The organism is Streptomyces mexicanus (genome assembly GCF_902506575.1).
In the GTDB taxonomy this organism is placed as follows: domain Bacteria; phylum Actinomycetota; class Actinomycetes; order Streptomycetales; family Streptomycetaceae; genus Streptomyces; species Streptomyces mexicanus.
The window spans coordinates 6,229,880-6,242,913 of sequence record NZ_LR732544.1 but is presented as its reverse complement, the minus strand read 5'-3'; the positions used below and the strand labels follow the sequence as shown (position 1 = coordinate 6,242,913).

7 protein-coding genes and 2 pseudogenes are annotated in these 13,034 nt (G+C 74.6%); 2 read left to right on the top strand and 7 right to left on the bottom strand.

The features are described 5' to 3' along the window. Positions 1–497, top strand: a pseudogene (locus GV126_RS27885) (hypothetical protein); the annotation flags it as partial. 67 nt (positions 498–564) lie between these two features. Here the strand turns inward: GV126_RS27885 and GV126_RS27880 are convergent. Both GV126_RS27880 and GV126_RS27875 read right to left on the bottom strand, forming a co-directional pair. Next, the gene (locus tag GV126_RS27880) at positions 565–1,557 is read right to left on the bottom strand and encodes a serine/threonine-protein kinase (protein ID WP_159671920.1); all 993 of its coding nucleotides are present in this window, start codon (positions 1,555–1,557) and stop codon (positions 565–567) included. Continuing rightward, the gene (locus GV126_RS27875) at positions 1,554–3,587 is read right to left on the bottom strand and encodes an ABC transporter ATP-binding protein (RefSeq protein ID WP_236570135.1); all 2,034 of its coding nucleotides are present in this window, start codon (positions 3,585–3,587) and stop codon (positions 1,554–1,556) included. Before GV126_RS27875 ends, GV126_RS27880 begins: the two co-directional genes overlap by 4 nt. A 683-nt stretch (positions 3,588–4,270) precedes the next feature. Here GV126_RS27875 and GV126_RS27870 point away from each other — a divergent pair. Beyond that, entirely contained in the window at positions 4,271–6,661 is a 2,391-nt protein-coding gene (locus tag GV126_RS27870) for an ATP-binding cassette domain-containing protein (protein WP_159671918.1), read from the top strand. Between the two features lie 244 nt (positions 6,662–6,905). Here GV126_RS27870 and tatA read toward each other — a convergent pair whose 3' ends face one another. The 5 genes and pseudogenes from tatA to GV126_RS27845 form a co-directional block, all read right to left on the bottom strand. Next, positions 6,906–7,157: a Sec-independent protein translocase subunit TatA gene (gene tatA, locus GV126_RS27865; RefSeq protein ID WP_159671917.1), complete on the bottom strand. Its 252-nt coding sequence runs from the start codon at positions 7,155–7,157 to the stop codon at positions 6,906–6,908. A gap of 72 nt (positions 7,158–7,229) precedes the next feature. After that, on the bottom strand, positions 7,230–9,050 hold the full coding sequence (locus tag GV126_RS27860; RefSeq protein WP_202035140.1) for an LCP family protein: 1,821 nt from the start codon (positions 9,048–9,050) through the stop codon (positions 7,230–7,232). Positions 9,051–9,279: 229 nt separating this feature from the next. Next, the gene (gene mgtA / locus GV126_RS27855; RefSeq protein ID WP_159674183.1) at positions 9,280–11,895 is read right to left on the bottom strand and encodes a magnesium-translocating P-type ATPase; all 2,616 of its coding nucleotides are present in this window, start codon (positions 11,893–11,895) and stop codon (positions 9,280–9,282) included. Between the two features lie 157 nt (positions 11,896–12,052). Beyond that, complete coding sequence (locus GV126_RS27850; RefSeq protein WP_028421073.1) at positions 12,053–12,415, bottom strand: ArsR/SmtB family transcription factor; 363 nt, start codon at positions 12,413–12,415, stop codon at positions 12,053–12,055. Between the two features lie 174 nt (positions 12,416–12,589). Continuing rightward, positions 12,590–13,034 (bottom strand): annotated as a pseudogene (locus GV126_RS27845) (TerD family protein); the annotation flags it as partial.

Here is a 13,034-nt window from a genome sequence, read left to right as displayed (position 1 = left end):
GTCCTCGATGGCCGTGCCGACCGACCAGCCGCCGGATCCGGCCCCGGCTCGCCGCGGGCGCCGCCGCGCTCCTGGGGGCGAGCGGCTGCGGCGGCCGGGCGGGCGGCACGGCCATCGAGGACACCTTGGCCCCGCCCGCCCCCACCACCGCGCCGCGCGAGACGGACCTGCTGTGGGGCGGGCTGACCTCGGCCGGCGCCCACGCGGGCCGGCCGGCCGGCGAGGTCTACGCCCACCCGGGCTACCCGGGCTGGATCTACATGTCCGTCGACCTCACCGGCGCGGGCACCTCCTACACCGGCAAGGTCTCCTGCCTGCTGGTGCGCCGGGACGGCGGCACCGTCCCGGCCGGCAGCTTCAGCCTGCGGGGCGGCCGGGGCTCCTGGGGCGCCCCCATCCCCGACGTCGACCGTTCGACGCTGGTCGGCGCGCGTCTGACGGCCTCCGACGGCAGGGTGCTGGCCACCTCCCACTTCGCCACCGGGGCCGAGACGTGAGGGGCTCGGCGCGGGGACGGGCTCAGCCCGGCCGCCCGGCGCCGCTCAGCCCGGTCGCCGGCGCCGCTCAGCCCCGACGGCCGGGCAGCGCGGTGCGCAGGGCCGCCGCCAGGTCCGGGACGGCCGGGCGGTCCGCCGGGTCCGGCCGCAGGCAGCCGTCGATGGCCGCGGCGAGCGCGCGGGGCAGCCGGCGGCGCGACCTGATGGGCGGCGCGGCGGCTTCGAGCTGCGGGTACCAGAGATCCCCGGCCTGCCCGGCCTCCTGGGGCTCCCGGGCCGCATCGGCGGGCTCGGCTCCCTCGTCCTCCTTGACCGGCCCGTCCTCACCCTCGCTCTCGCCCTCGCCCCCGCCGCCCAGCGCGGTGCCCCGTGCCGTGTCGTGCGCGGTCTCGCTGTCGTGCACGGTCTCGCCGCGGTCGAACGGCACGTCGCCGCAGGCCACCTCGTACAGGGTGACGCCGATGCCCCACACGTCGGCCGCGGCGGTCAGCCGGCCGCCGCGCGCCTGTTCGGGCGCCAGATAGCAGAACGTGCCCACTCCGGGCGGGGCGGGGCCGGGCGGGCGGGCCGCGCTCAGGTCGAGCACCTTGGCGCGGCCGCACTCCACCACGACGTTGGACGGCTTCAGGTCGAGGTGCAGCAGGCCGCGGCCGTGCAGGTAGTGGACCGCGGAGCACAACTGCACGCCGAGGAGGGCCACGTCGGTCGCGGCCGGCCGCCGCTCGAGCCGCTGGATCAGGTGGGAGAGCGTCTCTCCGCCCAGTGTCTCCAGGACGACCAGCGGCTCGGGCGTCTCGACGGTCTCGTACGCGCGCACGAGGTGCGGGTGGCTGAACTCGCGCAGCCACCGGCCCTCCCGCAGCAGCCGTTCGGCCGTCTCCTTGTGCCCGCGCCGGTCCGGGCGGACGACCTTGAGCACGCACCGGCAGGCCCGCTCCTCGCTCCAGGCGTCGTAGACGTCCAGCCAGCCGGTGCGCGCCAGGTGCCCGAGGATCTCGTAGCCCGGGGCCGGGCGGGTGCCCGGCGGCAGCGGCGGGCCGGGGCGGCGGCGGCCGGTCATGACAGCACCGTTCCGGTGCCCGCGCCCGCCGATCCCCCGTCCCCGCGCTCGGCGCCTGAGTCGAGGACGCCCGAGCGGCGGGCGTCGTAGTGGAGGGCGTCGGAGTGGAGGGCGTGGGCATGGGGGGTGGCGAAGTGGAGGCGGTGGAGCCGGGCGTACGGGCCGTCGCGCAGGATCAGTTCGTCGTGGGTGCCCACCTCCACGACCCGGCCGCCCTCCAGCACCACGATCCGGGTGGCGTCGCGGACGGTGAGCAGGTTGTGCGAGATGACGACGGTGGTCCGGCCGGCCATCAGGCGGCGCAGCGGGGCCATGACGCGCTGCCCGGAGCGGGCGTCGAGGCCCGTGGTGGGCTCGTCCAGGAGGAGCACGGGCGCGTTCCTGATCATGGCGCGGGCGATCGCCAGGCGCTGGCGCTGCCCGCCGGACAGCGTCCGGCCGCGCTGGCCGACCACCGTGTCGTACCCGTCCGGCAGCAGCCGGATGAACGCGTCGGCGTCCGCCTCGCGGGCCGCCGCCACGATCTCGGCGTCGGTGGCGTCGGGCCGGCCGTAGGCGATGTTCTCCCGCACCGTGCCGTGGAACACCAGCGTCTCCTGCAGGACCACGGCCACGCTGTCGCGGACGTCGGCCAGGGCCAGGGACCGCAGATCGTGCCCGTCGAGGCGCACGGCGCCCCGATCGGGGTCGTAGAAGCGCAGGTGCAGCTTGGCCACCGTGGACTTTCCGGCGCCGCTGGCGCCGACCAGGGCCAGCGTCTGGCCGGGCAGGACGTGGAAGGACACCTCGGACAGCGCCCACCGCGCCGTGCCCGGGTAGCGGAAGGACACCCGGTCGAACTCCACCTCGCCGCGGGCCCGGCGAAGGCGCCTGGCCCCGGCGGCCTCGGTGACCTGGGGCCGCTGGTCGAGGAGTTCGGCGATCCGCTCGGCGGAGGCGGAGGCGGCGTAGAAGGTGGTGCCGAGGCGGGAGAGGTCGCGTACGGGGCCGTAGAGCTTGCCGATCAGCGCCAGGAACACCAGCAGCCCGCCGAGGGTGAGTTGTCCCTGGGCGAGTTTCCAGGTGCCCAGGCCCATGACGGCCAGCGCGCCGGCCACCTCGATCAGTTCCACCAGCGGCCGGTAGACCGCCCGGATGCGTGCCGAGGCCATCGCGGCGTGGAACTTGCCCAGCCCCTCGCGCGCGAAGCGGCGCTCCTCCCACGACTGCCGGTTGTACGCCTGGACCAGGGCGACGTTGCCGAGCGACTCCTCGGCGACCGCGGCGAGCGAACCGCTGCGCCGCCTGCGCTCCCGGGAGGCCTGCTTGACCAGCCGGGAGAAGTGCCGGGCCGCGCCCCAGAACAGCGGCACGATGACGAGCGCGAGCAGGGTCAGGTCCCAGCGGAGGTAGAACAGCAGGCCGAGGAAGACGGCCAGCTGGAGGAGGTAGTACAGCAGGTCGGCCACGCCCGACAGCAGGAACGTCTCGACGGCGTCGACGTCGCCGGTGACCCGTGCCAGCACGTCCCCGAGCCGCCGCCGTTCGAAGAAGCCCAGGGACAGCCCCTGCACATGCCGGAAGACGTCGCAGCGCAGCGCCAGCAGGAAGCTCTCGCTGACGTGCGTGGACAGCACGTCGTCGGCGAAGCCCAGCACCCCGGAGACGGCGACGAGCCCCAGGTAGGCCGGTGCGATCCAGACGAGCTGCGCCGGGTCCCGGGGGACGAGCACCTCGTCCACCACGGCCTTGAACAGCCACAGCTCGCCCGCGTCCACGAGCGGCCCGGCCAGGCTGAGCAGCGCCAGCGGCACGAGCACGCGGCGCCGTCCGCGGGTGTAGGGCCAAAAACGCCGGAAGACCTGGCGCGGTGACAGCGGCGGAGCCGCCTCGACCACGGCGTCGTCCGGGTCCGCGCCGCCGACCGTGAGCAGGCGGCGCAGCGGGTGCCGGCGGTGCGGCGGGAGCCGCAGCAGGCACCGGCGGAGCGGACCGGCTCCCTCACGCGCCGGTCCGCTCGGCCTCGTCGAGTCGGTGTCAGTAGCCACCACGTCCGTGACCCGAGTGGCGCGAACCGCGGCGACGGCCCTTCATCGAGGTGTCGTCGTGTCCGTAACGGTCGCCGTGCCCGTGCCCGTGTCCGTGGTCCCGGTCGTCGCCGTGGTCACCGTGGCCGTGGCGACTGGCGGGGAAGAGATCTTTGAAGATCGCCATCGTGTCCCTCGCTTCCTTCTGCGGAAGGTGTGTCGTAGGGGGTACGGCGCAGGGCGGCGACGGGATGGCCCGCGGCGGAAAAAAAAACCCGTGCGGGTGGTCGTCGGGCCCGGCCGGGCGTGGCGCGGCGCGTCGCGGATGCCCGCCGTGCGCGCGCGGATATCGTGGGCGGCGCGTTCTTGTTTCTCGCAGTGTTCTCCCGGGAAGACGGCTTCCCCTGCTGCCCGGCGCTCCGCCCACCTGGTGCGAAGCGCCGGGCAGTCGCACGGAGGCGGTCGGTCGGGGCGGGAAACCGGTCAGTTATCGAGAAGCGCGCGGCCCGCGGGCCACCGTAGCGGGGGGACCCGCACCCGCCGCGGCCGAGCGGGCGACACCGGACCGGACCGGATCACCGGACCAGACCGGAGGACCGGACCACACTGGGTCACCGGGCCTCACCGGGCCTCACCGGACGACACCGGAGACGACGCGGACCCGGACCGTGCGCAGCCGCCGGTCCCGCACCACGGATGGAGACACGATGAGCACGGCCACGAGCACGGACACGCAGACCGTGGCGCTGTCCGCCGCCGACAGCCATGATCTGATCCGCGTGCACGGCGCGCGCGAGAACAACCTCAAGGACGTCAGCGTCGAGATACCGAAACGGCGGCTGACGGTGTTCACCGGTGTCTCCGGCTCGGGCAAGAGTTCGCTGGTCTTCGACACGATCGCCGCGGAGTCGCAGCGGATGATCAACGAGACGTACAGCGCCTTCGTGCAGAGCTTCATGCCCACCCTCGCGCGGCCCGACGTGGACGTGCTGGAGGGGCTGACGACCGCGATCATCGTGGACCAGCAGCGGATGGGCGCCGACCCGCGCTCCACGGTCGGCACCGCCACCGACGCCAACGCCATGCTGCGCATCCTCTTCAGCCGGCTCGGGCAGCCGCACATCGGCTCCCCCAAGGCGTTCTCCTTCAACGTCGCCTCGATCAGCGGGGCCGGCGCGGTCACCGTCGAGCGCGGCGGGAAGAAGGTCAAGGAGCGGCGCGAGTTCAGCATCACCGGCGGCATGTGCCCGCGCTGCGAGGGCCGGGGCACGGTCACCGACCTCGACGTGACCCAGCTGTACGACGACACCAAGTCCCTGAACGGCGGCGCGCTGGAGGTTCCCGGTTACAAGTCCGGCGGCTGGAACCACCGCCTGTACGCCGAGTCGGGCCTGGTCGACCCCGACAAGCCGATCCGCGAGTACACCGAGCGGGAGCTGCACGACTTCCTGCACCGCGAGCCGACCCGGATGAAGATCGCGGGCATCAACATGACCTACGAGGGTCTGATCCCGCGGATCCGCAAGTCGATGCTCGCCAAGGACAAGGAGGCGATGCAGCCGCACATCCGGGCGTTCGTGGAGCGGGCGGTCACCTTCACCGCCTGCCCCGAGTGCGACGGCACCCGGCTGAGCGCCGCGGCCCGCTCCTCGAAGATCGACGGCATCAGCATCGCCGACGCCTGCGCGATGCAGATCAGCGACCTGGCCGAGTGGGTCCGCGGCCTTGACGAGCCCTCGGTGGCACCGCTGCTCACCTCGCTCGCGCACACCCTCGACTCGTTCGTGGAGATCGGGCTGGGCTACCTGTCGCTGGACCGGCCGGCGGGCACCCTGTCGGGCGGCGAGGCGCAGCGCGTGAAGATGGTCCGCCACCTCGGCTCCTCGCTCACCGACGTCACCTACGTCTTCGACGAGCCCACCACCGGCCTGCACCCCCACGACATCCAGCGGATGAACACCCTGCTGCTGCGGCTGCGGGACAAGGGCAACACGGTGCTCGTCGTGGAGCACAAGCCCGAGGTGATCGCGATCGCCGACCACGTCGTGGACCTCGGTCCGGGCGCCGGCGCGGCGGGCGGCACGGTCTGCTTCGAGGGCAGCGTGGACGGGCTGCGCGCGGCCGGCACCCTGACCGGCCGTCACCTGGACGACCGTGCCCGGCTGAAGGAGACGGTGCGGGCGCCGAGCGGCGTGCTGGAGATCCGCGGTGCCACGACGCACAACCTGCGCGGCGTCGACGTGGACATCCCGCTCGGCGTGCTCTGCGTGGTCACCGGTGTCGCCGGCTCCGGCAAGAGTTCGCTGGTGCACGGCTCGATCCCGGCCGGTGCGGACGTGGTGTCGATCGACCAGAGCCCGATCCGCGGGTCCCGGCGCAGCAATCCGGCCACGTACACCGGGCTGCTCGATCCGATCCGCAAGGCGTTCGCCAAGGCGGGCGGCGTCAAGCCGGCGCTGTTCAGCGCCAACTCCGAGGGCGCCTGCCCCGCCTGCAACGGCGCCGGCGTCGTCTACACCGACCTGGCGATGATGGCCGGGGTGGCCACCACCTGCGAGGAGTGCGAGGGCAAGCGGTTCGAGGCGTCGGTGCTGGAGTACAAGCTCGCCGGCCGGGACATCAGCGAGGTGCTCGCCATGCCGGTGAGCGAGGCCGAGGAGTTCTTCGGCGCCGGCGAGGCCCGTACCCCGGCGGCCCACCGGATCCTCCGGCGCATGGCCGACGTGGGCCTCGGCTACCTCACCCTGGGCCAGCCGCTGACCACCCTGTCCGGCGGCGAACGCCAGCGGCTGAAGCTGGCCACCCACATGGGCGACAAGGGCGGGATCTACGTCCTCGACGAGCCGACCGCCGGTCTCCACCTCGCCGACGTCCGGCAGCTGCTCGGGCTGCTGGACCGGCTCGTGGACTCCGGCAAGTCGGTGATCGTGGTCGAGCACCACCAGGCGGTCATGGCGCACGCCGACTGGATCATCGACCTCGGCCCCGGGGCCGGCCACGACGGCGGCCGGATCGTCTTCGAGGGCACACCCGCCGACCTGGTCGCCGCCCGCTCCACACTGACCGGCGAACACCTCGCCGAGTACGTCGGCGCCTGAGCGGCCGACGGCCCCCGACCGGTAGCTGCGACGGGGGCCGACCCCCGGCCGGTGAGGTGTGACGGGGGCCTGACCGGTGGTGCGTGACGGGGGCGGCGCCCGGCCGGTAGCTGCGACAGGGGCCGACGCCCGGCCGGTGAGGTGTGACGTGCGCGGCGCCCGGCCGGTGGTGCGTGACGGGCGCGGCACCCGGCCGGGCGGCCCGCGGCCGGGGCGGTGTCGGTGCCGCCGGCCGCGCCGCGGGTCAGCTCGCGGTCTCGCCCGGCGCCGACCGGATCACCCGGGGCGCGGGCTCGGCGGGCGCGCCGTCGGCCGGGGCGGCGGCGGGCGTCGGGGCGGTGCCGTCGTCCTTCATGGCCTTGGCCTCGCTCTTGAGGATGCGCATCGACTTGCCGAGGCCGCGGGCGGCCTCCGGCAGCTTCTTGGAGCCGAAGAGCACGATGATGACGATCGCCACGATCAGCAGGTGCCAGGGCTCCAGCCCGTTGCGCAGCATCCCGTCCACCCCTTCCTACGATTGCAGACTTGCGCAACTGTACAGGCTCGGGTCGGCCGCCACCGCCCGGTCTCACCGGTCCGAGTCGGGCTTGTCCCGGGCCGCCGCGTACGCCTGGGACGGTGTCATGGACACGCCGTTGAGGGAGACCGTTTTGTACGGGCTGACCTTGGCGCAGGTCTTGGTCAGGGCGGTCTGCGCATGGGCGTTGGAGACCGCCGCCTCGGTGTCGGCGGGCGCGGAGGAGGAGCCGCCGCCCTGGCTGTCGCCACCCTGGTCGCCGCTGCTCCCGTCGGGCGAGGAGGAGGCGGAGGCGCCGCCCGGATAGCTCGTGCCGCTGGTCCAGTCGCGGCCGATCACCAGGGTCAGGCCGGTGCCGCTGCCCTGCCGCAGCTGTGAGGCGGGCAGCCCGAGGGCGTCGGCGACCGTCTGCGCCTCGGCCTTCTGGCCTGTGCCGTAGGTCAGGGTGGTGGTCGCCGCCGGGCTCGGGGCGTTGGCAGTGGTCGTGCCGGAGCCGAAGCCCTGGTCGGTCAGTGCCGTGGCGACGGCGGCGGCGCGGCCGGTGACGGCGGTGCCGTTCTCCACGGTCACCGTGATCCGGGAGGCGGGGACGGCGGAGGCGGTGGCCGTGGGAGTGGGCTTCGCCGTCGCGGAGGCCGCCGCGGACTTCTCGCCGTCACCGGTGGTCAGCGACTGGTCGTGCGCGATGGTGGCGAACAGCGTCCTGGCGCCCGGGCCCACCACCACGCGCTCGGTGTTGTTCGGGTCGGGCGCCGTCTGCATCGTGGTGAAGGTCATCCGCTGGGTGGGGACCTTGTTCACCTGGGCCGCCAGCGAGACCAGCTTCTTCACGCTGCCCAGGCCGTCGTCCACGGTCAGCGCCTTGGTCGCGGCGTCGGCGAGCCCGTAGACCGCGGAGGGGTCGGTGAGTGTGCCCGCGCTCTTGAACTTGCGGATCATCGCGCTGAGGAAGATGTGCTGGGAGACCGTGCGCCCCAGGTCGCTGCCGTCGCCGAAGCCGTGCCGGGAGCGGACGAACTCCAGCGCCGCCACGCCCTTGAGGGTGTGGGTGCCCTTGGACAGCTTCAGGTGCGAGTAGGTGTCGTAGACGTCGTCGCTGACGCAGACGGGGACGCCGCCGACCGCGTCGGACATCTTCACCACGCCGGAGAAGTCCATCTTGACGAAGTGGTCGATGGGGATGCCGGTCAACTGGTGGACGGTGGCCACCTGGCAGGCCGGGCCGTACTGCAGCGCGCTGTTGATCTGCCCGTAGTAGCCGGGCGTCGAGCGGCCCGTCGCCTTGTCGGTGCAGGCCGGGACCTGGGTCATCGTGTCCCGCGGGATGCTCATCACGGTGGCGTTGGACCGGTCGGCCGCTATGTGCACCACCATCTCCACGTCCGCGTTGCTGCCGGTCTGCACCCCGGTCCTGCCGCAGCCGCCACCGAGCGAGCAGTCGGCGGCGTTGGTGCGGCCGTCCGAGCCCATGACCAGGATGTTGATCGGCGTGCGGCCGAAGGCGTCCGCCGTCTCCGCGCCGCCCTTGCCGTCGAGCGAGACGCTGTTGATGTTGCCGTTGAGGTGCTCGTAGAACCACCAGCCGACGCCCGCGGTGACCACGATCAGGGCGGACAGGCAGAGCGCGGCGATCTTCAGAATGCGCCTGCCCCGTCCGGCCGTACGGGCCCGGCGCCGCGGGCGCGGGCCGCCGCGCCCCCGGGAGGCGGCGGCCCGGCGGGCGGCGTCACGCGGGCGGGCGTCCGCCGCCCGGGCCGCGGCCCTGCCGCCTCGCGAGTGTCCGGCCTCGGCGCCGGCCGTACGCTGCCCGGGCACCTGGGCGGTGCGCCGGCGCGTGGCCTGGCCGGCCCGGCCGTCCCACGGCTCGCTCATCTCCCACTCCCCTGAACGGTCGGGCCCATCAGACCGGGCCGTCGGGGCACGGCCGGACATGCGCGGCGGTCTACGGACCGGCGAAGCGCTCGCTCCCCGTCGGGCGCTCGCTCCGCATCGGTTGCGTGATTGCGCAATCTAACAAACCCAAGGGCGGGCAGGACAGATCCACACCCGCTCCACAGGCCCCGGCAAGGCCGCGGACAGCCGTCCGTGCGGGCGGGGCGCCTCACGCGGACCGTCGTTCACGGCGGACGCGGGCCAACAGCAGACAGCCGGCGTACAGCAGCAGGACGGCGGTGAGCAGGGCGTAGTACAGCGGCGGCAGGGCGGTCAGGCCGAGCGCGGGGCCGAGCGGGGACGGCGGGAGCGCCAGGCCGATGACGGCCAGCGCGATCGCGGCCCAGGCGACCGGGCCCGGCCGCCGGCCCCCGGCGCCGCGCCGGCCGGTGCGCAGCAGCAGCATCACCAGCGCCTGGGTGAGCAGGTTCTCGGTGAACCACCCGGAGTGGAACACCGCCTCGTCGTCCCCCGTGCCCGGCCCGTGCAGGGCGAGCGCGAGCACGCCGAACGTGGCGAGGTCGGCGACCGCGTTGAGCATGCCGAAGCCGGTGATGAACCGCAGCAGGCCGCGGGGGCGCAGCACCGTCGGCCGGCGCAGCACCGAGGGGTGCGGGCGGTCGTGGGCGAAGGCGAGCTGGGCCGCGTCGAAGCACAGGTTCTGGGTGAGCACCTGTGCCGGCAGCATCGGCAGGAACGGCAGCAGCAGCCCGGCGGAGAGCATCGCGATGACGTTGCCGAGGTTGGAGGACAGGGTGACGCGCAGGTAGGTGGCGATGTTGCCGCCGGCGTGCCGGCCCGCGCCGACCGCGTGCGCGATCGCGGTGAGGTCCTTCTCGGCGAGCACCACGTCGGCGCCCTCCCGGGCCACGTCGGCGGCCCCCCGCGGGGCGATGCCGACGTCGGCGGCGCGCAGCGCGGGCAGGTCGTTGACCCCGTCACCGAGGAAACCGACGGTGTGGCCGGCGGCCCGCAGCGCCCGCGTGATCCGAGTCTTGTGCTCGGGCGTGCAGCGGGCGAAGACCGTCGTACGGCCGGCCAGCTCCGGCAGGTCGGCGTCGGCGACGGCGTCGATGCGGTCGGCGCTGAGGACGTCGGCCGCCTCCACGGCCAGCCCCAGGTCCCGGCAGGCGCGCAGGGCCGTGCCCGGGTGGTCCCCGGTGAGCACCTTGACGGTCACCGCCCGCTCGGCGAGGTCCCGCAGCGCCGGGGCGGCGGAGGGGGCGAGGTCGTCCCGCAGGGTGACCAGGCCGCGGAAGGTCAGGCCCCGTTCGTCGGCGGGGGTGTAGTCGCGGGTGCGGGCGGGGCGTTCGGCGGTGGCGACGGCCAGCACGCGCAGGCCCTGTCGCGCCTGGAGCCCGGCGAGGGCGGCCAGCCGTGCGCGCTCGTCGTCGGTGAGGGCGCAGCGTTCCAGGACGGCTCGGACGTCGCCCTTGACGACCAGGGTGTGTGCGCCGAGCCGGCCGGGGGTGCGGACCACGGCGGTCGACAGGCGGCGGGCCGGATCGAACGGCACGGCCGCGATCCCGTCGTACGCCGTCACCTCGGCCTCCTCGGCCCGCTCCAGGACGGCCTCGTCCAGGGCGTCGGGCGCGGGCAGGTCGGCCAGGTGCAGGGTCCACCAGGCGTTGACGGCCGCCCAGCGCAGCACCTCGGGGTCGTCGTGGCCGTCCGGGCCGAGGGAGCGGTCGACGACCGGGCGGTCCTGGGTGAGGGTGCCGGTCTTGTCCACGCACAGCACGTCCACGGCGCCGAGGTCGTGCAGGGCGGGCAGCCGCTTGGCGATCACTCCGTGGGTGCGTGCCAGCACCGCCGCTCCCCGTGCCAGACAGGTGGTGACCAGCACCGGCAGCATCTCCGGGGTCAGCCCGACCGCGACGGCGACGGCGAACGGCAGCGTCTCCAGGCCGCGCCCGCGCAGCGCCGCGTTGGCCATCAGCACCAGCGGCGGGGTGAGCAGCATGAACCGGATCAGGATCCAGGAGACACCGTGCACGGAACGGTCGAAGGCGCTCGGCGCCCGCCGTCCGTCCGCCCGGCCGTGCGCGGCGGCGAACCGGGTGCGCGCGCCGGTCGCCGTGACGACGGCGGTGGCGCTGCCGGAGACGACACTGCTGCCCTGGAAGCACCGGTGGGGCTGCCCGAAGAGGCCGGCGGCCGTGTCGTCGGCCGGGACGTCGCCGGCGCTCTTGGCGACGGGGGCGGACTCGCCCGTCAGCGCCGACTGGTGCACGGTCAGGCCGCGCGCCCGCAGCAGCCGTACGTCCGCCGGTACGAGGTCGCCCGGTCCGAGCCGGACGACGTCCCCCGGGACCAGTTCGTCCACGGGCAGCTCCCGGCTCGCGGGGGCCGCGTCCGCGTCCGCGCGGCGCACGACCGTGGCGGTGGTCGCCACCAGCTCGCGCAGCGCGGCCGTGGACCGGTCCGCCCGGTGTTCCCCGGCCGCCCGGAGCGCACAGCTCACCACGACCAGCAGCAGGATCACCGAGGCGGTCCCCCCGGCGAAGACGGCCGCCGACACCAGACCCAGGCACAGCAAGACCGCGGTGAACGGGTCCCGCAGGCTGCGGACGAACAGCCGCAGTCGGCTCGCTTCCCGGCGCGAGGGAAGCACGTTCGCACCGAACCGGGCCAGCCGCTCCCCGGCCTCCGCCTCCGTCAGACCGCGCGGACCGGTGCCCAGCTCGCGCAGGACCTCGAGCACGGTCGGCTCGGCCGGGACCGGCTGCTCGGCCCCGGAGGGCGGATCGGTCGCCCCGAAGGCCGGGCCGGGCGCTCGGTCCACCGGGTCGGCCGCTCCGTGCGTCGGGCCGGCCGCCCCGCGGGCCCGGTCGGCCGCTCCGTGGGCCGGGTCGGCGGACCCGGCGGCGCGGGCGTCGGCGAACGCCGGCGGGAGGCCGGTGTCCGGCGCCCCGCCGTGCCCTCCCGCGGACGCGGTGCTCTCAGCCACCGATCCCGCGCAACCGGTGCACCGGTGCGGAGGCCTGCTGCGACCGCGCGGTCAGCTGCCCGACCATCACGCGCACGAGTGTCACGATGTCGGGGTCGTCGATGTAGTAGACCTGCCGACGCCCCTCCCGCCGGGACCGGACGAGCCCGGCCAGCTTCAGCTTGGCCAGGTGCTGACTGACCGCGGGCAGCGCACCGCCCACCCGGTGGGCGAGGTTCGTGACGTCGCTCTCGCCCTGCGACAGCGCCCACATCAGGTGGAGCCGGGCCGAGGAGGCGAGCAGCCCGAACGCGGCGGCCGCCTCCGCCAGCACCTCGGCGGGCGGATCCTCGAAGCCACCGGAGCTCTCCGTCACAGCCCTCTCCTGTCCCCGCCCTCTTCACAGTTGGCGCACAAATGCGTCCACCCATGGTAAGGGCGGGGTGAGCGGTGCCCGTCCGCCGCGGAGCGCGATCGGGGACGAGGGCGGGCGGGCGAGGGGCGTCCTCGCGGACGTCTGCGGGGGCGGTCCTCGCGGACGTCGCCGGGGTCAGTCCTCGTAGAAGTTGTTGACGACGACCTCCGGTTCGTCGTCGTCGAACGCCTCGTTCAGCAGGGCGCCCCCGACGAGGCCGGCCGCACCGGCGCCGATGAGCGCGCCGGCCCCGAACCGGCGGCCGCCGCCGTGCTGCTGGTGGTCGTGGTGGTCGTAGTGCTCGTGCGGGTCCGCGTACGGCTGGCCGTAACCGCCCTGCTGCGGGTAGCCCTGCGGGGGGTACGCCTGCGGCGCGGGCTGCGGGTAGCCCTGCTGGGGCGGGGTGTAGAACGGCGGCACCGTGGTCTGCACCCGCTGTGCGCAGCCACCGCAGGCCTGCACCGGCCGCGGGACGCCCCACTGCGGGGACCAGGTCACGGTCGCGGTGCCGGGGCCGTGCTGAGGATCGAAGAAGCAGGTCACGGGGGAACTCCCTGGAGTGCTGTGCGGTGCGGTGGTG

What these genes read in the sequence shown, in the direction of transcription:
- GV126_RS27880 (WP_159671920.1), bottom strand. Translation starts at nt 1,557, where the DNA reads ATGACCGGCCGCCGCCGCCCCGGCCCGCCGCTGCCGCCGGGCACCCGC.
- GV126_RS27870 (WP_159671918.1), top strand. Translation starts at nt 4,271, where the DNA reads ATGAGCACGGCCACGAGCACGGACACGCAGACCGTGGCGCTGTCCGCC.
- tatA (WP_159671917.1), bottom strand. Translation starts at nt 7,157, where the DNA reads ATGCTGCGCAACGGGCTGGAGCCCTGGCACCTGCTGATCGTGGCGATC.
- GV126_RS27860 (WP_202035140.1), bottom strand. Translation starts at nt 9,050, where the DNA reads ATGAGCGAGCCGTGGGACGGCCGGGCCGGCCAGGCCACGCGCCGGCGC.